We start from the raw sequence: 21,419 nt of genomic DNA on the forward strand, positions 1-21,419 counted from the left end.
TTATAAAGGATTTATAAGCGATATAGTTAACTTCTAAATATTGATGTGGCGAAAACCCCTAGATTTAAAGCGCTTTGGGAGCTGCGATCGCCTACAAAAGTTATTTTGACATACAGTTGATGACAGCTACTTATTCAGTAGTTTGTAAAATATACAATTTTGATTCAATTATCTTATACATGTGCTTTTGAAACTGTTCTGCCATTAATTTTTCAGGAATTTCTGCTGTTAATATTTCAATAATTTGTTTGATAGAACAATCTGGAAAACTTACTAGTACTTGATTAATAATTAGCTGTGCAATTGGCCCAACAAAGTTAGTATATTCTTTCTTGAGAAGTTCAAAAAGCTGTAAATTACTAGTTACCAAACAATTATCCAGGAAATTATGTATGTTAAGTTGAATATAAATTTTCTTATTACACTCATTATTTTCTGCTACTTCCTTAGTAGTTATTTTCGTTAAAAAATTATTAATTTTTGTGAGTATTGTCGAGTTTTTAATCAAGGCATGAGTAGATGACTCAGAATTAACACTCGATTTTTGCTTTATATACTCTGATAAATCTAAGTTGAGATAAATAGGTTTTTGCAGACTAATATTTTCATTTATATTATTAGATTGTCTCAGATTACGTTCTAAATTTTGTAAAATTAATAGTTCTTCTAATGCCTTATTAGTTTCTTTTTTTTCTCTACGAATCTTAATAGCCTTTATCGGAGATGTGATTTTGAAGTCAAAACGAGGTAAAACAGATGAACTACTGTCTAGATTATTCAAGACAAGGAGAATTTCTTTAGCTGACTGAAAGCGGGCATTTGGTTCTTCTACTAACATTTTTTCGATAATTTTGGCAAAATCATCGCTTATATTGACTTGAGAACGCCATTGCCAATTTAGTGATTCATCTAAGAGAGCATGTGGCATTTTTCCAGTTAAAAGAATCACTGTACAAACACCAAGTGCATAGATATCACTAGAAGGATAGGAATATCCTAAACGTAACTGCTCAGGTGGAGAATAACCAAACTTTCCAACTACTGAAATACGAATTGAGTTATAAAAGTTTAGAGAATCAGCAGACATAATCTGCGTGTAATTTTCTTTAACTGTGCCAAAATCAATCAACACAGGTTTAGATTGATTATGAGGTAGCATGATATTCTCTAGTGAAATATCTCTGTGAATTATTTTACGTTCGTGGAGATAGTCTAAAACTGGCAATACATCTGTCAGCCATGTTCTCACTTCTATTTCAGAAAAAGGCTGACCTGTCTGCACCAAGCGTTCTGAGAAAATTTCAGAATAAGTTTTGCCGTTAATATATTCCTGAACAATAAAGATTCGTTGGTTATCTGTAAACCAAGCTAAAAATTTGGGGACTTGAGGATGCTGAATCTGGTATAAAACTTTTGCTTCACGCTCGAATAAATCCTGGGATTTCCGTAGATTTTCTGCTTTTGACGCTGTTGGTACAAACTCTTTCAAAACACAAGGTTCATCAAATCGCTGATTGTCTAATGCTAGGTAAGTTCGTCCAAATCCTCCCTTACCAAGAAATTTCTGAATCTGATAACGGTTATTTATTAAAGTTCCTGACTCAATTTTTGTAATCATTTCTAATACCCGATTAATTTGGAGCAAACATTATTTTTTTATTTAATAGTGTTGCATCCTCAAAAATTATGCAGAAAACAGACATTTAGCGAATAAATAAAACTTTCCTCCTTCATGGGAAAACAAACGCTAAAGAACATATGTATCAAAAATATACTGCTAGTATGGCCATGTCAAGCAGTTAAATTGTCATAGATAATTTAGCTTTACTTTAGTTAGATGTAAATAGAAACCTTACGGTTAACGTCTCTAGAAATCAAGTTTTATTGGGATGCTCCCGTTTTATTTGACCTTATGAACTTTTGAATTTTTGTCTACAACTTATTAGGCAGCGCGTACATCATTTTTTAACTGACCATCTTCCATGTGAATGATGCGGTCAGCCATATCAAGGATGCGATTATCATGAGTAATTAAAAGAATGGAACAACCTTGATATCTGGCGCATTCTTTTAAAATTTCAACGACTGTATGAGTACTGTTTTTATCTAGCGATGCTGTTGGTTCGTCAGCAAGAATTAATTTAGGTTGAGTAACTAGCGCTCGTGCAAACGCCACACGTTGTTTTTGTCCTTCTGAAAGTTGCTCAGGATAATAATGAATGCGGTGATTCAAACCTACTATTTCCAACATTGCTTCTGCTCGGTTACACATTTCTTTACGAGACATATTTCGAGCCAATTCCATAGTCATTTGTACATTTTGACTAGCAGTTAGAAAAGGTACTAAATTATGTTTTTGGAAAATATATCCAGTTTGACGGCGTAGTTGTAATAGCTTCTGATTGCTAGCTCGATATATTTCCCTTCCCAAAACTTTCACGCTACCTTCTTGCACACTCCGTAAACCAGCCATTAGACTTAATAAAGTTGTTTTACCTGAGCCAGAAGGGCCAGTCAAAATTACAATTTCACCAGATTGAATTGACAAGCTAACATCAAATAAAACCTGTTTTCGTAACGAGCCTTTACCAAAGTAGTGGTTGAGATGCTGAACAGATATGATAGAACCTTGTGACATAATGATTACCTCAAAATTAGAGGATAGATAAATTTGTGGTGTAAATATTCCGAAAATGCTAAGGTTATTAATGATGGTATGACTTTAGCCAAAAAGTTCGGCTGGGTCAGCAGAACGAAGTTTATTCATCGCTAACATTCCTGCAAGAGAACACATAACAATTGTGAGCAACATGACTGTTACACCCCTAGTAATAGTCATAATCATTGGTAAACGGGTAGCCTCTTGAACAAAGTTATAGAGATACATGCAAACAGCAAATCCAGGGATATATCCAATCAATGACATTAAAATTGCTTGTTGTAAAACCACCTTTACCAAGTAAGAATTTGCGTATCCAATAGCTTTAAATGTTGCATAAATAAATAAGCTATCAGAAATTTGTGTGTATAGAATTTGATAAACAATAATGCCACCGAATACACAGCCAATCACAGTACCCATATTAAAAATAAATCCTATAGGTGTAGATTGTGCTAAAACGTCTTTCTCTAGTTTGATATAATTTTCTAGAGTCATTAATTTCACGTCTTGAGGTAAGTCTTTTGAGATTTTTTTGATTATACTTTCAGGGTCAACACCAGGTTTAACCTGAATAACTCCCATCTGAACTTTTTCTAATGGGTGGTTTAAAATCTCAGAGTAGTTTAAATCACTGGTGATGATTACACCATCAGCTGTCATCACCCCACCTCCTAGAGAAAATAATCCTCTCACTTTTATTTGGCGATTAGATACTTCTGTTATTACTTCTCCATGCTTTTCTAATTCTGCAACAATTGGGCCAAATTCAGGTCGAGAAAGTCTATCAAATAGTATAGTGTCAGCAGCTTTTATCAGTTCTTTCTGTTGATTTACTTCTGGCAAATTAAAAACAGGTTGATCGGGTGTAAAACCAGCAATAGCGATTGGTCTATTGACAAAAGTTTCAGGGTTTTTGAAATTTGTAACGGAAAAATAGAAAGGATTAACTGATGCGATGCCATCAACTGCTGAGATGTTATACAAATAGCGTCGTGGAAAGACTTTCATATCAAAAAAGCGTTCGGTATCGCGATGTAACAGTACTAAATCTGCTTGTATTTTTTTATGGAATACGACAGCATCTTCAAAAAGACCGTCTCGAAAACCCAATTGAATAAACATCAACATCACAGCAAAAGTAACGCCAGTAATTGTTACTACTAGTCGGGATTTGCGATGAATTAATTGTAACCAAGCAACTGGTGTTGTAGCGCTCATATTTTAGTATTTATCTATTAATTTAACTTAACTATTGATATCAGTTTCTAATTTGACATTGACTTGCAGATTAATAAACTTAGCGGCTTCGTCAGTATCATTGGGATTTAAGCGAACTTTTACTTCTGCAACTCTTGAATCTATATTGATGGCTGGGTCATTGTTGACAACATTTCTCTTACCTATTTGGACACCTATTGTTTCAACGGTTCCAGAAAATTTTCTAGGTAATGCAATACTCGATATCAAAGCTTTTTGACCTACTTTAATTTTGTTAATGTCAGTCTCGTAAATTTCTGCAACTACATACATAGTTTGAGTTTGAGCTAGATCGACTATTCCCTTTTCACTAATAGTTTCTCCCGGAAAAGTATTAACTTTTAAAATTTTTCCACCCATTGGGGTTTTCACGTAAGCTAAATCTAAGTTAGCTTTGGCTTCCAGAACAGCTGCTTTTGCTTTTTCCAACTCGCTTTGAGCAACCTGCACATCTACAGGACGAACTTCTTTTAACTCTTCCAAGCTAGCTTTAGCTTGTCTAATCTGATTGGGAAACGACGACAAAGTTTGGTTGAGAGAACTTTTACCTTCTTTGAATTGTGCTTGCAAAGTTTCTACTGCTAAAACTTTAGTATCTTTAGTGACCGCAGATATAGCTCCTTGGTCGTATAAAGATTGAAAGCGTGCATATTCCGTCTGGGCATTTCTCAACTGCGCTTGCAATCCAGCAATCTTAGCTTTTTGAATGTTAATATCTCCTTGAAACTGCGCTTCTAAATCTGCAATGCGTGCTTGTTGAGCGGCAATTTCTCCTTGTTTTGTAGTCCCCGCTTTAGCTTGCATCAGTTGCGCTTGAGCAACTCGAACACCTATTTGTGCTTTATTTAGGCTTGTTTGCAGTTGACTGACGTTATCAAGAACAGCAATTAATTGTCCGCGACGAACATTATCGCCTTCTTTTACCACAACCCGATCTAACCTAGCAGTTTGCAAAGCTGATGGACCAGATAAGTTAATGATTTTATCCTTTGTTTGGATACGTCCCAAAGCTGCAACTGTTGGATTTACAGGTTGTTGAACTGGAACTACTGGGGCAATATTACTCTGCTTCGTAGATTGCAAATTAAAATTTGAGCTAGTGGAAAAAATATAGGTTGGTACACCAACAGCCGCTAGTCCTACAGGAACTATTAAAGCTAGCCTCCACTTTTTAGATTTTGTATCAAAGTTTATTGGTTTGCGAAAAATGTCCATTGGAGGTCAACCTCATTTAATATTCGTGCAATTTTAGATGTTGAGATTTGTAATTCGTAAATATTCTTCAATTCCGAATCATCTCGCTCTGTATCTTGATAGGGGGTAAGCCAATTCTTTTATGCATTTGCTTGGGAACTGATAAATCAAAAAATATCCCAAATTGTCTTGTGGTATGGCTTTCCCCACCCAATATGGTTCAGTTAATAAAGTTAAGCTGGGGGAGCAAGAGTGTTAAGTGCTAAGTATAGATGGCATTATTTCGTTGAGCATAAACCCCTCGTATTTCTCATCTGGAGGGGATTTTATGACTTAAGGAAGTACAATTAAGTAGGTGGACATAATTAAATGTAAAACGTCAACCTGTGAAACCCTGTCAGTAATTGGGTTTTACCTTCTGCCCTCTGCCTCCTGCCTCCTGCCTTCTACTTAGCAACTTGGGTTAATAGCATCGGGCACAATCTTTTCTACCAGTCTCAACGATTTATACTGATAAGCAATAATTGTTACCAATACAGTTAGTATTCCCATGACAATAAACATCAAACCAATACCACGTCCTTGACCGACACCAATAATTTTTCCTATACTTCCTGCTAAAAGTCCGTTCGGAGTCATTAATGGCTCAAAGATTTTATCTGCCATTGGCCCTGCAACTGTGTAAGCAAAAGGCTGTGACGCGTTAGCGATCGCTCCGATTGTTGCAAAAACTCGACCTTGGAGACTGGAGGGTACTTTCTTTTGGAAAATAACTTGGGCTGAACTGTTAATAATTGGTAGACCAAAGAAAAATAGAAAAGCTATCAGTGCTAAGACTAAAACAGATTGATAAAATCCTGCACAGGTAATGCAGATTCCACCTAGCAGCATAAAAGTAAATATACTGAGAATTAAATGCTGCGGCGATTTTACTGTACTGACGAGAACGCTACTGACCAGCATTCCCACACCACCAGCGGTCATAATTGTACCTAAGTCTGTAGCTGAAGCAAAAGACAAGACTAGAGGTGTAATTAGCATCTGCACAATGCCGACAAGAAAATTGTTAACGGCAAAGAAAAGTAGCAGTGCAAACAGTCCTCTTCTTTTCACTAAATATACCAAGCCGTAGGATGCTTCCTTAAACCAAAGAGTTTTTTCGGCGCGATGTCTATCAATGTACTGTTTTGGGAACGGAACTAGTAACAGAGTACTCAGAGCAAAAATAAAGGTAGCAAAATCAATGAAGATAATGCCATCAATTTCGAGAAACAGCAGCAGTACACCTCCTAGCATTGGTGCAACCAACCGACCAGCTGCTTCCCCGATTTGCAGCATACCATTGGCACGCGCCAGTTTTTGTGGCGGGACAAGGAGAGTGGTAGCAGCTGTATAAGCTGGCCATTGAAAGGCACTAAAGCAGGAACTAATGGCAGCGCCTACGTATATGTGCCAAATGGCTAAATCATCTGTCGCTAACAAAATCGCAATTACCCCCGTAGAAATACCTGCTCCTAAGTCACTAAATATCATCATCCAACGGCGGGGAAATTGGTCTACCAGCGTGCCAGCTACAGGGGAAATCAGAATCATGGGCAAGCTGGTAAATAGTGAAATGAGGGCGAACTGTGTTACCGAACCAGTTCGCTGGTATACCCATACACCCAAGGCAAAGTTAGTTAACTGAGAGCCGATGAGGGAAATCATCTGTCCAAACCAGATGAGGGTAAAAATTTGCATTCCTGTATTTTTTGGATGTTGGCTCATTTCAATACTCCTTATTTACCTACATTTGCTTGCTCAATGCAGATTCCTAGCTGTTCTGCAACAGTTAGAATATGAGGTTGAGCCATCATCGTAATATGGTCGCCTGGAACAACGAGAATATCGATGTTTTGAGCGGAAAACTGTCCCCATCCCCAAGCGGGATCTTCGCGTAAATCAGTTAAAAGTGCAGCATCCTCCGCATTCACTTCGCTAGCTCGCAACAGAGTCAGGCGATTGGGATAAGCTTCTTGTGGTAAATATTTGATACTAGCTTGCAGATTTGCCTCGAAAACTTGCACCAAACCACGCACTTGCTTTGTATCAGTACCAGCAGGCAGTAAATCAACGGTGATTAATCGCTCTTTGAGATATTCCAATTGTTCGTCGAGTTCTAGCGGCTGGAGTATTTCATAGGATATATCTAGGTTTTTGCCTGCCCAGCGTTCGATGAGACGAGCAGTTTCGGTCAGTCTAGTTGCATCATCGACATCAATATATAAGGGTTTGTCGCTAGCAACCGGGGCCGGAGCGTCTAAAATCGCAACCAGAGCAACCTCATTTCCTGATTTGATTAACTGTTGAGCCATTTCATAGGCAACAATACCTCCAAAGGAGTGACCTCCAAGAAAATATGGCCCTTCAGGCTGAACGGTTTTTATCGCCTGGATATAATAAGCTGCCATATCCTCAACACAAATCAATGGTTCTGATTCCCCATTTAAACCAGGTGCTTGCAACCCATAAAATGTTTGGTTTTCCCCTAAATAACGAGCTAAATTATGTAGATAGAGGACATTGCCGCCACCCCCAGGTAAGCAGAAAAAAGGATACTTGGAATTACCTTTTTGAATTTCTACCAAGGCAGACCAAGATAATATTTCTGTTTCTAGGCGAAGAATATTAGCCAGTTTTTCAATTGTAGGATTTTGGAAAAGTGTCGCTAAAGACAAGTTTTTACCAAACTCTTGGTTAAGATGAGCCATTAAGCGTACAGCTAACAGCGAGTGACCGCCCAGATCGAAGAAATTATCCTTTACTCCCACAGGATGGACGTTGAGTAGATTTTCCCAAATATTAGCTAATTTCTGTTCTAAATCATTTTGTGGTGCTAAAAATTCGGTTTTGAGTGTACCGAGACGAGATGTATCGGGTTGCGGTAAAGCTTGTCGGTCTACCTTGGCATGAGCGGTTAGAGGTATTACCTCTAACATTAAAAAGGCAGAAGGTATCATGTATTCGGGTAACTTTTTCTGTAAAAATTGGCGCAGTTCGCTACTTGTTGGGGCTTGCTCTTGAGGAACAATATAACCTACTAAACGTTTGTCTCCAGGTTGGTCTTCCCTGGCAATAACCGTAACAGAATTTACTAAGGGATGTTGAGCCAGTAAAGACTCAATTTCTTCTAGTTCAATGCGGAAGCCGCGAATTTTAACTTGATGGTCAATGCGTCCGAGGTACTCTATATTACCATCAGGTAAATATCGCGCTAAATCCCCTGTTTTATATAGGCGAGAATTAGGTTCATCGCTGAAAGGATTGGGAATAAATCGCTGTTGTGTTAATTCTGGGCGATTGAGATAACCTCTAGCTACTCCTGCACCACCAATGTATAGTTCGCCGGGAACACCAATTGGTACAAGTTTTTGATTTTTATCAAGCAAGTAAAGTTGAGTATTTGCAATAGGACGACCAATTAAAATTGCACCTGATAAAGAAGTTTGCTCGCTAACTTCATAAACACAACAACCAACTACAGTTTCGGTTGGGCCGTATTCGTTAATTATTCTGGTATTTGGAGCATTATCGCGCCAAAATTTCAAGCTTTTACCCAATAATGCTTCACCACCGATGATTAATGCTCTCGTTTTCGTTACACCTTCGTGGTTAGGTAACATCTGATTGAGCATTTCTAGGTGAGCTGGAGTAATTTTAACCAAGCTATAGTTTTTATCAGACTGCAAAAGTGCTGACAATGCTTCAATTTCTTCCTTCTCAGGCAATAGTACTACTCTTTGTCCGACCAATAACGGTGAGAATAAGCTGGTAATCGTCGCGTCAAACCCTATGGAAGATTGTACTGGAGCGCCGTAACCTTGGGCGATCGCATACGCATTTGTAGACCAACTCAGGTAATTAACTAAACCTCTGTGAGGAATCATGGTTCCTTTAGGTTTTCCTGTAGAACCAGAGGTATAGATTATATAAGCTAAATTTTCCGGCGTGACTTCGCTTACAGGATTTTCAATGCTGAGTATGGCATTTTCTGGCAAATCTCGATCGAGACAAATTAAACGGGTGTTATGTTCAACAAACTTATCTACAAGTCTTTGTTGAGTTAACAGTATAGGAATTTGAGCATCTTCTAACATAAATCCCAGGCGTTCTTGGGGATATGTGGGATCGAATGGTATATATGCACCACCTGCTTTGAGGATACCAAGGATACCAATCAGCATATCTAAGGAACGTTCTACACAAATTCCTACCAATACTTCTGGTTTTACTCCCAACTTTTGTAGTTGATGCGCTAGCTGGTTGGACTTGGCGTTTAATTGTGCATAAGTGAGATGCTCGTTATTAAATTCAACTGCGATGTTATCGGGTGTGCGTTCTACTTGTTCTGCAAATAGTTGATGGATACATTTATCTTGTGAAAATTCCGTTTTTGTATTGTTAAAATCAATCAATAATTTTTGGCGATCGCTTTCACCAATCATATTTAAATCAATGATTGCTGCTTCTGGATTATGAGTGACACTTTCTATTAATGTCAGATATTGTCCAGCAATAGTTTTGATACTAGCCTCTGAAAATAAACTAGAATCATAATCAAAATTCAAAAATAAATTGTTTTGGCTGTAGCCACTGGAGAGCTTAATTTGATATTTCTCTATGTTAGCTGATTTTTTATATTCCGAAAAGGAAATATCAGCATTTACATAGCTCTGTGATTGTTTTGTAAAATCAAAACAGAAAGGAAAAAATGCACGAGAAGCAAATTTATCATTTGTAGCGGTCAGATGTTCCCAGTCAAAATACTCTTGCCATTGTTTGGCAAAACGAAAAGACTCAGAAACTTTTTCTATAAGTTCTGAGAATTTTAAAGTATTCTCTAAGTGCGAATGAGTGGGCAAATATTTAGTTAAAAGTCCTAAAACTTCTTTTAATTCATCATATTCGCGTCCATCGCCAGCAGTCCCAATCACAATATCAGACTGACCGCTTAACCGCCAAAGTAGTACTTGCCAACAAGCTAATAAAATTGTTTCAGTTGAAGTATGATAATTTTCTTGCAATATTTCCAGTTTTTCTACCGTATCTCGATTAACCTTCAAAAAGAGCGATTGAGGTACAAATACAATTTCTCCAGATGACTGATTGACATTTTTGCTTTCAAAGGGAATTCGCAAATTTAATACAGAAGAAATATCTTGCTGATGCCAATAAGTTCTTGCTGTCTCTGTCTCCTCAGACTCTAATAATTCATTTAGCCATTCAGAAATATCTGCATATTGCATCGCTTCATCTGATAGTTCTTCGCCGTGTAAACAAGCTGTATAAGAACGACCGATTTCACATATAAGATTATTGAGTGTTGTTATATCTGCATATAAAGCAGGCAAGCTGATAAACAGTATATGCTTATCTGGAGCTAATTTACTTAAGATAAAATGTAAACTTGCGGCTTGTTCAAAATCAAAAACTCGGAGGCTTTGATCTTGGAAAAGCGCATCAATTTTAGCTTGTTGTACTTGAGAAGTTAAACTACTCCAATCGTATTCTCCAAGTGAAATTGTGCTGCGATCGCCCTTGGCGGCTCTCTTCGGAGCATCGCTAATTGATTGTAATGGAATATTCATACCTGGTAAGGAATGAAAAGCAGTGCGAAATATTTCGTGGCGATCGCTGATATTTGCTAAAGCTAATTTAAGAATATCGGGGTTAAGATTACCGCCGATATTTATCGCAATTTGGGAACAGTAAGCTTGATAATTATCCTTTTGCTGCAACCATAAATGTTTTTGCTGAGGAGAAATGCGAATCAGATTGGTCATTTCAGCGTGCATAAAATTGAAATCCTTTTCAATTAATCAATACTGGCGATACAAGTTATGTAAATTGAACGAAGTCGCACCTGCATCAATGTTTTAATAGGGGTAGTCAAATCAATTTATGCTGTAAGTTGCCAGATTTTAAACAAAAACTCCCAAATACTTACCTAATAAGCATTTGGGAGGATAACATTAAAAACCCTCTGCGTACCTTTGCGCTAACCTCCGCGTACCTTTGCGTTGAAAAAAAGCAAAATAAAACTGCTTTAACAAGATTCTGCCATCGCAACTACAATTTTTCTTTTGCCGACGAATGGCATCCGTCCATGTGCTGCCAACATATTGTCCAGCATCAACACATCTCCTTCCTGCCAAGGATAAATAACTGCTTCTTGGCGATATATTTCCCGGATTTCATCTAAAACAGAGACTTCAATCGGAGAACCATCACCATAATAGGCATTGCGAGGAAATTCATCTTCTTTGAGTAATGCAGACAATGATTCGCGTACTTCTGCTTTCAAGCTGGAAATATGGAACAAATGAGCTTGGTTAAACCACACGATTTCACCTGTTTTAGGATGTTTGGCAACAGCTTGACAAACTTGGCTTGTTCTGAGGGTATTGTTACTTGTCCATTCAAAAGAGATACCCAACTTGCGGCAATAAGTTTCTACCTCAGATTTATTTGTGGTTTGAAAAACTTCTTGCCAAGGCAAATCTAAATCGCCATAATTTCGCACATACATAACTTTCTTTTCGATAAACCGTTCTTTGATAGACGGGTTGATGCGTTCAAAGATTTTACGGCTATCAGCGATTGGTGTTTCTCCACCAATTTCAGATGCTTTAACGCAGAAAAACCATATCTTCATGGGATAAATGGGAGAGTAAGCATTTTCGTTATGTAGGGGAATTGCTTCATCTGCGGGATATTCAGTTGAAGTGTAGATTTTATCGCTTACTTCTGTGCGTGGCGTTGAACGATAGGTGTAATCTAAGAGTTCTCCGGTTGAAGCCACCTGCACAAACCTTTGGAAATCTTCAACTGTATTGACGTGGAAATTTCGGAAGAGTATACCACCATTTTTCAGTAAATTAGTTTCAATCAGATCGCGGTTTTGCTGTGTCCAATTGATTAAATTGATTCCATCTACAGCAGGTGAAATAACTAACGGTAGAGGATTAGCTGAGTTGAGCAGTTTTATGTTGACTAATTTTTCAACTACTTTGCGTTTGCCGATTTGTAGCTTTTTGATGCTGTTTGTTGTTAGTTCTAAGTCGTTCATTTTGATTCGTGTTGGTTAATATATTTTTTTGTTTCACGCAGAGGATAAAAGACTATGCTTTGCTTCTCTGCATGAGGAACATTTACACTTGATTAGCAACACCAGAAACTTAAGCTGATTTACGCTTGAATTTGTTCAACTTATTAATTGCTGTTGCTGCCAGTTTTTGGTCTTTGATGAGTTGTTTTTGTTTGTCTGCTTGGACAAGTATTTCTGCTAATATTTTCAACTTAGCATCAGGCTGTTCAGTAATTTTGTTAGCAATAGTTGCAAAGTTGTCTAGAATGTCAGCAATAGTATCGTGAGTAAAGCGGTTGCCTTCATAGCTCAGTCCCACAGATAAATTTTCACCAGGCATAATTACTAACATCAAAGGATATTTTGTGCGTTCATAATTACTGATGTTGTCAATTTTTAAGCCGCTACTGGAATTTTGCAAAGCAGGATCTACCGGGTAATTATAAAATGCGACGTTAGTCTCAAACATTGGTGTGCCGCTAGCTATTTCACTTACCCGTTGAATTTCCACTAAGGGAGTATAAGAGTATTGCTCCCGTTCTACCTGCTGTATGTGTAAATTTTTCAGCCAAGGTAATATTTGAGAATCTTCTAATACTTGTATCCGTACTGGTAACGCATTGATAAACATGCCTACCATAGTTTCTACACCCACAAGAGATGGAGGACGACCGGATACAGTTGTGCCAAAGACTACATCTTTTTGACTGCTGTAATGGCTGAGTAACAGTGCCCAAATTCCTTGTACTACAGTGTTAAGAGTCAGTTGATGTTGTCTAGCTAGAGATTCCAGCGTAGTTGTTAATGCTTGTGGTAATTGAATATGCTGCTCGTGATAAGTTTGCTTTTGCTGGGAATTGTGAACAACAGACTTATCTGCAATTAGCAAAGTTGGGGCTGTAAAACCTTGAAGCGATCGCTTCCAAAATTCTTTGACTTGGGAAAGGTCTTGTTGTTGCAACCAAGTTATATAATCTCGGAAGGGACGGGGGGTTTTTAGATATAAATCATTACCCCGATTCGCAGCTTCATAGAATGCAAAAGCTTCTTGAACCACGATAGGTAAAGACCATCCATCTATCAACAAATGATGGAAAGTCCAGACAAATTCGTAAGTATCATCTGCTGTTTGGATGAGACTACAACGCATCAAGGGAGCTTGGTTAAGTTCAAAACCCCTGTTTCTATCTGTTTCCTGAAAAGCTGTAAGTTGTTCTTGTTGCTGGGTAGGCGATAGAGAACGCCAGTCATCAGTAGCAAAAGGTAGATTTACAGTTTTGCAAACGACTTGGTGCGGCTTGTCAAGATTATCCCAGACAAAGAAGGTACGCAAAGCCGGATGACGCTCAACTACTCGTTGCCAAGCTTGGGCAAAGGCTGTTGGATTAATATATCCGTGGAGAGTGCAGCTTAACTGTTCGCAATACACCCCAGACTCTGGGTCATACAGGCTATGAAAGAGAATACCTTGCTGCATCGGGGAAAGGGGATAAATCGACTCAATATTTTTCTTTTTGCTGGCTGTGTCACGGATTGCCATTTCTGCAATCAAATTGTCCAGATATTTCTGAGTTAACTCAGCTTCGGGAAAATCTGAAGGTGTATAACCACCAACATTAGCAGACTGACAGTGATTGATAATATCTGTTAGTGCATTGATGAAACCAGCAGCTAAAGCCTCAATAGTCGATTGTTGGTAAATGTTTTGGCTATAAGTCCAATTAAGTTGCAGCTTACCTGATGCTACTAAGGCGTTAACTTCTAGTAAGTGAGTGCGATCGCCTAATTTGCTTTGCTCTGCACCAGCAGATTCTTGGGTCAATTTCCACGATCCAGATTCCGATAATTGGTCAAATTGTCCCAAGTAGTTGAAACTAACTTGTGCTTGGGGTACAGTTGCGAGTTGATGGCGAATTGCTGAATTGGGGCTGAGATAGCGGAGAATCCCGTAGTTAATACCCCGTTTTTGGCAAGGGCGTAGTTGTTCTTTAATTGATTTTAAAGTTTTACCAGCATCGGCGATCGCTGCCAATTCTAATTTAATGGGGAAAAGGCAAGTAAACCACCCGACAGTGCGCGACAAATCGATGTCTGCAAACAGTTCTTCTCGTCCGTGACCTTCAACATCAACGAGTAGGGAAGATTCACCAGTCCATTGAGCAAAACTTTGTACCAAAGCAGTTAACAACACATCGTTAATTTGGGTGTTGTAAACAGCAGGAACTTCTTGCAGCAAAGCACGGGTTTGTTCTTCGTTGAGAGATACCGAAACTTGTGCGGATGAAACAACGGTATTAACTGCTTGAGTATAGTCTACAGGCAAAGAAGTAGAGCCGGATGACTGAGCCAACCAAAAGTCTATTTCGGCTGCGAGTGCTTCTGATTTGCTATATTCAACTAAGCGATGCGACCATTCTTTGAAGGAAGATGTTTTGGCTGGAAGTTGAATTGTTTCTCCCCGATTTAGTTGTTGATAAGTATTAAATAAGTCTTCTACCAAAATTCGCCACGAAACACCATCCACAGCTAAGTGATGCACAATTATCAGCAATCTAGCAGGTTGTTCGGCACCAAAGTTGAACAGGGCAGCTTGCATTAACTGTTGTGACAGATTTAAGCTAGCCTGTAGCCTGTTAGCAGTAGTTTCTAGGGCTGCTTGTTTTTCTTGTGAGGCGATCGCGCTTCGCCCTGTCGCAGACATCGCTGATAAATCTACACAAGTTAAAGTTACTATACCATCAGCATCAGCATTAGTTTGTAACCAGCTTTCCCCTTCTTGGATAAATCTCAAACGTAAAGCATCGTGGTGCAATAATAATTGCTGCAAGGCTTGTTCTAATATTTCTGGTTTCAGGTCTGCTGGTACTTCCAACAACACTGACTGATTAAAATGGGCTGGTTGAGGTAGATTTTGTGCAAAAAACCAATGCTGGATAGGTGTTAATGGTAAGGAACCTGTAACCAAACCTTGTTCTGCTTTGATGCTCTGTGTTGTGTTTGCCACAGCAGCCAACTCAGCTATTGTCTGATGCTGAAATAACTGCTTGATATTTAGTTGAATTCCGGCTTGGTTGGCTCTGGCAATAATTTGCAAGCTGAGGATAGAATCGCCACCAATTTCAAAGAAGTTATCGTGAATCCCAACTTGCTGTAATCTCAACACATCCGCCCATATCGCCGCTAACTTTTCTTCTTGTGGGGTACGTGGAGCTACAAAGTTGACTTCCAACTCAGGACGGGATTCTGGTGCAGGTAATGCCCGACGGTCTACTTTGCCGTTTGGTGTTAAAGGCAGAGTATCTAACATCACAAAAGCCGACGGTACCATGTACTCAGGTAGTCGTTCCTTTAGGAATCCTCGCAGGTCACTAATTGTTGGTACTTGGTCTGAATTAGGAACTGTGTAAGCAACTAAACGTTGACTGCCAGGGATATCTTCACGGACGATGATTGTATTTTGAATTACGCCTGGGTGTTGGCTGAGTAAAGCTTCAATTTCTCCTAATTCAATGCGAAAGCCGCGTAATTTAACTTGATGGTCGATACGTCCTAAGTACTCAATATTACCATCAGGTAAATAACGTGCCAAATCCCCAGTTTTATAGAGGCGTTTGGAATCAAAGGATTGGTCTTCTGTTTCCCCCCTGCTCCCCTGCTCCCCTGCTCCCCTGCCTCTTTGAAAGGGGTGAAGAATGAATTTTTGTTGTGTCAACTCAGGACGGTTGAGATAACCTCTGGCTAATCCAATGCCACCAATATGCAGTTCGCCAGGAACACCAACGGGTACAGGTTGCAAATTTCCATCGAGCAAATATATTTGTGTATTAGCAATTGGACGACCAATGGGGGGTTTGTTAGTGATGTTACCCCTGCATTCTGCAACTGTTGACCAGACAGTCGCTTCTGTTGGGCCGTAGGCATTGAAGAAACGCCGACCACAAGACCAACGTTCAACCAAGTCGGGAGGACAAGCTTCTCCGGCTACAGTAATATTCTGCAAAGCTGGGAGTTCTTCGGCAGGTAAGACCGCTAAAGCTGATGGTGGTAAAGTGATGTGGGTAATGCCGTAGTTTTGTAATAGTTCAATTAACGATGAACCGGGCAATAAAGATTCTTTTGTTCCCAGGTAAAGTCTAGCTCCCGTTCCCAGAGCCATCACAACTTCAAAAATAGAAGCGTCAAAACTAAAGGAGGCAAACTGGAGAATGCGACTATCAGTTTGGACGTTATAAATCTGAATTTGCGCTATTACTAAGTTACATAACCCAGTATGTGCCACCATCACGCCCTTGGGTTTACCCGTTGACCCAGAGGTATAAATTACATACGCTAAATCGGAAGCGGTAACTGCACTAACAGGATTAGAGCTGCTATTGTTGGCAATTTGGTTCCAGTCTGCATCCAGGCAAATTGTGACTGCTTGATGCTGTGGTAACTTCTCAACCAATCGCTGTTGTGTCAATAGCACTGGTAATTGAGCATCATCGAGCATAAAAGCCAAGCGATCGCTCGGATAATTAGGATCTAAAGGTACATAAGCACCACCTGCTTTGAGAATCCCTAATAACCCAACGATCATCTCTAGGGAACGTTCAACACAGATACCCACCAGGACATCTGGTTTTACACCTAAGTTTTGCAACTGGTGTGCTAATTGGTTGGCGCGATGATTCAACTCTCGGTAAGTAAGTTGCTGATTCTCAAAGACTACCGCCACTGCATCTGGTGTTTGTTCTACCCACTCTTCAAACAACTGATGAATACATTTACCTTGGGGATAATCAGTTTGGGTATCGTTCCACTCTACAAGTAGCTGGTGCTGCTCGCTAGCACTTAATAATGATAATTCCGCAATTTTTTGCTGAGGGTTAGCCACAACATTTTCCAGCAAAGTCTGGAAATGCCCTGCCATGCGGCTAATAGTCGTAGCATCAAATAAATCGCTATTGAATTCCCATTCTCCTAAAAGTCCTGACTCGGTTTCTTGCATTGATAAGGTGAGATCGAATTTCGCTGTGCGATTTTCGATTTTTAAAAGATTTAAGCTCAAGTTGGGTAATTCTAATTTACCCATCGGTGCATTCTGCATCGCAAATGCTACTTGGAATAAAGGCATGTGAGAAAGCGATCGCTCTGGTTGCAAAGCTTCAACTAATCTCTCTAAAGGCATATCTTGATGAGCATAGGCATCTAAAGCAACTTGTCGCACCCTTTGTAGTAATTCTGCAAAACTCGGATTTCCTTCTAAATTAGTCCGCAGTACTAAAGTATTGACAAATAAACCAATTAGTGAGTGTGTTTCCTGGCGATCGCGGTTAGCAATCGGGGAACCGATAACAATATCTGACTGGTTACTATAGCGGAACAGTAAAGTTACAAAAGCTGCCATCAGGGTCATAAACATAGTTGCCCCTGACTTTTGACACAGGATATTTAATTGTTTTGTAAGATTTTGGTTGAGTTCAAAATGTAAAGTTTGACCTTGAAAGGTTTGAACTGGAGGACGCGGACGGTCTGTAGGTAATTCTAATATTGGTGGGATACCAGCTAACTGCTGCCGCCAGTAGTTGAGTTGATTTTCTAATACCTCACCTTGCAACCATTGCCTTTGCCAATGAGCAAAATCAGCATATTGGATGGCTAATTCTGGTAGTGGAGAAGGTTGATTTTGAGAAAAAGCTGTGTATAAACTGGAAAACTCTTGAATAAATACCCCCATCGACCAGCCATCAGAAACAATATGGTGCATCGTTACTAGCAATACATAAGATTCTGATGCCAAATGTAGTAATGTCACTCGCAACAAACAATCTTTTGTCAGGTCAAAAGGTTGTAGTTGCTCCTCAATTGCCAAACGTTCTACCTCGGCAAACTGTTCTTCTGCTGGCAATGTTTGTAAGTCAATTACTGGAACAGCTATTGTTAAACAAGGTGTAATTATCTGGACAGCATTTCCATCAATTGTTTTAAAGTTAGTGCGAAGGATTGCATGACGTTGAATGATTTTTGCGATGATTTTTTCGAGGAGATATACTTGCAAATTACCAGTAATTTCTACCGCAGCAGCCATATTATATGCAGCGCTATTACCCTCCATTTGGTCGAGAAACCAAAGTCTTTGTTGAGGAAAAGATAAAGGGATTAATTTATCAGTGCTAACAGATTCAATTCGTGGAACTTTAGGTTTATTGTTGATTGTAGAAGATTGCTGTGCCAACAATTTTTGCAGCACAAGTTCGCGTTTTTGAGGCGATAGATGTTCTAAACGCTTTAGTAAATCACTCATAAATTTATTGCTTTTATTTAAAAAGATAACTTTAGTAAAGTTACACAAGTAAGTGGCTAGTGTAGGTCAAAACTTCTATAGGGCAAGCTCAATAAATTTATGCAGTCACTTCTTTACATATCTTGTTTTGGCATTGCCGATCTTGGGCGTATGAGCGAGAAGTTAAGCTCGTATGCTAGTTGTAAAGCGGCTTTGAGAAGATGTCTGGCAGAAAAACTGAACCCTCGCTGCTTTATTGAAAAGTCGGGGTTGCATAATAGAGGGAGGAATTGAGGTGCCATACTGTGAATTTTCCATACTGCGGCTGTACTGAGATTAGGAAAAATGGCTGGCGGCGAGGTAAACAGAATTACATATGTACTAATTGCGACGTGCGTTCCGCCCCGCTTCTCTACGAGACGCTACGCGAACGCTAACGCCAATTCATTGATGTCTACAGCCCACCAAAAGGATACTCAGATGAGAAAAAAATAGAATGCTTAAAAGCATACGTTAATGGTGCTAGCTTTAGAGCAATTGAACGTCAGACAGGGGTTGATCGCACGACTATAATTAACTGGGTAAAACAAATTAGCGAAAACTTACCGGAGGCACCGCCAACGGATAAAATACCATCCGTTAGGGAATTAGATAAACTGGAAACTTTTGTGCGGTCAAAAAAACAAAATTTGCATATGGACGGCGTTATACTTAAACTCGCATTCATAATTTGATTTAAAATATTTCTAAAAAAGAAAAACTTATAAAAACTAAAGCTTTAGAAAACTTAGAGTAGCGATTGCAAATGTACCTGTTTCAGTGTCAAATTAGCGATCGCCCCTCAATTAAAATAAAACTATGAAAATCCCTGAATTATTACTTGATTCCATGCTTCCCTGCACAAAGATGGCCTGCACCAACGAACTGACACGGCTCAAAGCAGTGTATCAGTTTCAGGGTTTGGATGCTGTACCCAATCGGGCATTAGATGACTTAACAGCACTGGCAGCCGATCTGTGCCAAACTCCAATGGCACTGGTGAGTTTTATCGGAGCCGATCGCCAGTTGGTTAAGTCTAAGGTGGGAATCACATTAACAGAAATTCGCCGAGACCTCGCATTTTGTAACTACACCATTCGCCAGTCAGATGTATTTGTAATTCCAGATACCTTGGCCGATCCCCGCTTTGCCACCAATCCCTTCGTTATAAATGCTCCCAATATCCGGTTTTATGCCGGAGTGCCCCTGGTAATAACTGGCGGTTGTGTCTTGGGTACACTCTGCGTCATGGACATTGAACCGCGCGATCTGAGTCAGAAACAACAAAAAGGATTGCAGACACTCAGCCACCAAGTGGTAGCGCAATTGGAGCTAAAGCGCAACACCACGAAGCTGCGTCAAACGATCCCGGAAATCAAACAACTAAAACAGCAATTGATTACTCAGGAATTAGTTGGTCAACAAGATTCAATTCTGTTTAATCTGGCAAATCAAATCCGTAATTCTCTGGATCTGGACACGATTTTACAAACGGCAGTGAATGAGATTCATAGTCTGTTGCAAGTCGATCGCTGTGACTTTGTGTGGTGTCTGCCCAACAAAGATCGGTTCAACTTTATGGTGACTCACGAAGCGACTAACCCAGAGATTCAGATGGCGTTGGGGGAACTTTCCCTTGGCCCAGGCTCCGTTCTGGCAGAAACTATCTTAAATCTAGATATGCTAAGGATTGAGGATGTTTCTACTACCTCAGAGGCACTCACCCCGGAGGATCGCACCCTGCTGCATCAACTGGCAGTAACCTCGGTGCTGTTGCTGCCACTGAGAACCCATTCTAGTCAATTGGGTGCTATTATTTGCCATCACTGTCGCGGTTCGCGCCAATGGACTGATAGCGAAGTCCGGTTACTCAAAGCTGTCACCGATCAAGTAGCGATCGCTCTCGATCAGGCAGAACTGCTTGCCCAAACACGAGCAACCGCCTTTGCCGCTCAAACTCAAGCCACCTATCTAGGAAACGCCCTGAGCCAGTTGCAGCAAACCCAAATGCAACTGGTACAGCAAGAGAAGATGTCGAGCCTGGGACAATTGGTGGCCGGAGTTGCCCACGAAATCAACAACCCGGTTAACTTTATTAACGGTAATATTACTTATGCAACCAACTATGTTCGGGATTTGCTGGAACTATTGCATCTTTATCAAGCAACCTATCCCAATGGAACTGATGCTATTCAGGAAAAGATAGAGTCCATCGATCTTGATTTCTTGATGCAAGATTTGCCTAATCTATTGTCATCGATGCAAATGGGTGGAGAACGAATTCGGCAAATTGTCCTATCTCTGCGGAACTTCTCGCGTCTGGATGAAGCAGAGATGAAACCTGTGGATATCCATGAAGGGATTGACAACACGTTGTTAATTTTGAAGAGTCGGTTGAAATTAACTAGTGCCAAGTTTGAGATTCAAGTGATTAAAGCATACGACAATTTACCGCCTGTTGATTGTTATGCGGGGCAATTGAATCAAGTATTTATGAATCTTTTGGGTAACGCGATCGATGCCTTAGATGAAACGCCTAATCCGATCGTTACCATTCAAACAGAACTCATTAGTAGAGAAAAATCGGGTAATTCCGATCTATCCCAATTTTCGCACGCAGATAGTGTAGTGATTCGGATTCGAGATAACGGTTCTGGCATGACAGAAACAACCCAGCAAAAACTGTTCAATCCATTCTTCACCACCAAACCCATCGGCAAGGGAACCGGGCTGGGACTGTCCATCAGCTATCAAATTGTGGTTGAAAAACATGGCGGCATTTTGAAATGCTCCTCAGAACTTGGGAAAGGCAGCGAGTTCTTGATTCAAATTCCGGTTGAGCCTCTGGTTAAAAGTACTTAAAGTATGTATAAAAT

Annotated in this window: 9 protein-coding genes and 1 pseudogene; 2 read left to right on the forward strand and 8 right to left on the reverse strand. The window is 39.7% G+C overall.

The genetic code is table 11. The features are described from left to right. Positions 1-130: 130 nt before the first annotated feature. From RMX89_RS27090 to RMX89_RS27125, 8 genes are all read right to left on the reverse strand, one after another. Positions 131-1,618 carry a serine/threonine-protein kinase gene (locus tag RMX89_RS27090; protein WP_322691093.1) on the reverse strand — a complete coding sequence of 496 codons (1,488 nt, stop codon included), beginning with the start codon at positions 1,616-1,618 and terminating at the stop codon, positions 131-133. Between the two features lie 324 nt (positions 1,619-1,942). After that, positions 1,943-2,638: a DevA family ABC transporter ATP-binding protein gene (locus RMX89_RS27095; protein WP_322685034.1), complete on the reverse strand. Its 696-nt coding sequence runs from the start codon at positions 2,636-2,638 to the stop codon at positions 1,943-1,945. A gap of 84 nt (positions 2,639-2,722) precedes the next feature. Then, positions 2,723-3,880, reverse strand: a complete 1,158-nt coding sequence (gene devC / locus RMX89_RS27100) for an ABC transporter permease DevC (protein ID WP_322691094.1) — start codon at positions 3,878-3,880, stop codon at positions 2,723-2,725. A gap of 27 nt (positions 3,881-3,907) precedes the next feature. Next, positions 3,908-5,134, reverse strand: coding sequence for an ABC exporter membrane fusion protein (locus RMX89_RS27105; protein ID WP_322685032.1), 1,227 nt, complete (start codon positions 5,132-5,134; stop codon positions 3,908-3,910). Between the two features lie 429 nt (positions 5,135-5,563). After that, positions 5,564-6,880, reverse strand: coding sequence for an MFS transporter (locus RMX89_RS27110; protein WP_322691095.1), 1,317 nt, complete (start codon positions 6,878-6,880; stop codon positions 5,564-5,566). An 11-nt stretch (positions 6,881-6,891) separates the two neighbouring features. Beyond that, positions 6,892-10,947, reverse strand: a complete 4,056-nt coding sequence (locus tag RMX89_RS27115; RefSeq protein ID WP_322691096.1) for an amino acid adenylation domain-containing protein — start codon at positions 10,945-10,947, stop codon at positions 6,892-6,894. A gap of 251 nt (positions 10,948-11,198) precedes the next feature. Beyond that, positions 11,199-12,221, reverse strand: a complete 1,023-nt coding sequence (locus RMX89_RS27120; protein ID WP_322691097.1) for a TauD/TfdA family dioxygenase — start codon at positions 12,219-12,221, stop codon at positions 11,199-11,201. A gap of 109 nt (positions 12,222-12,330) precedes the next feature. Then, entirely contained in the window at positions 12,331-18,525 is a 6,195-nt protein-coding gene (locus RMX89_RS27125; protein WP_322691098.1) for a non-ribosomal peptide synthetase, read from the reverse strand. 284 nt (positions 18,526-18,809) lie between these two features. Between RMX89_RS27125 and RMX89_RS27130 the strand changes: the two are divergent. Together RMX89_RS27130 and RMX89_RS27135 are read left to right on the forward strand one after the other, a co-directional pair. Further along, a pseudogene (locus RMX89_RS27130) lies at positions 18,810-19,212 on the forward strand (transposase-like zinc-binding domain-containing protein); the annotation flags it as partial. A 150-nt stretch (positions 19,213-19,362) separates the two neighbouring features. Further along, complete coding sequence (locus tag RMX89_RS27135; protein ID WP_322691099.1) at positions 19,363-21,405, forward strand: GAF domain-containing protein; 2,043 nt, start codon at positions 19,363-19,365, stop codon at positions 21,403-21,405. The last annotated feature ends 14 nt before the right edge of the window (positions 21,406-21,419 follow it).

It is taken from the genome of Nostoc sp. DedSLP04, from assembly GCF_034530775.1.
Classification (GTDB): Bacteria; Cyanobacteriota; Cyanobacteriia; order Cyanobacteriales; family Nostocaceae; genus Nostoc.

Excerpts from the sequence above, each read along its gene's own strand:
- RMX89_RS27090 (WP_322691093.1), bottom strand. The coding sequence starts at position 1,618 with ATGATTACAAAAATTGAGTCAGGAACTTTAATAAATAACCGTTATCAG.
- RMX89_RS27095 (WP_322685034.1), bottom strand. The coding sequence starts at position 2,638 with ATGTCACAAGGTTCTATCATATCTGTTCAGCATCTCAACCACTACTTT.
- devC (WP_322691094.1), bottom strand. The coding sequence starts at position 3,880 with ATGAGCGCTACAACACCAGTTGCTTGGTTACAATTAATTCATCGCAAA.
- RMX89_RS27105 (WP_322685032.1), bottom strand. The coding sequence starts at position 5,134 with ATGGACATTTTTCGCAAACCAATAAACTTTGATACAAAATCTAAAAAG.
- RMX89_RS27110 (WP_322691095.1), bottom strand. The coding sequence starts at position 6,880 with ATGAGCCAACATCCAAAAAATACAGGAATGCAAATTTTTACCCTCATC.
- RMX89_RS27115 (WP_322691096.1), bottom strand. The coding sequence starts at position 10,947 with ATGCACGCTGAAATGACCAATCTGATTCGCATTTCTCCTCAGCAAAAA.
- RMX89_RS27120 (WP_322691097.1), bottom strand. The coding sequence starts at position 12,221 with ATGAACGACTTAGAACTAACAACAAACAGCATCAAAAAGCTACAAATC.
- RMX89_RS27125 (WP_322691098.1), bottom strand. The coding sequence starts at position 18,525 with ATGAGTGATTTACTAAAGCGTTTAGAACATCTATCGCCTCAAAAACGC.
- RMX89_RS27135 (WP_322691099.1), top strand. The coding sequence starts at position 19,363 with ATGAAAATCCCTGAATTATTACTTGATTCCATGCTTCCCTGCACAAAG.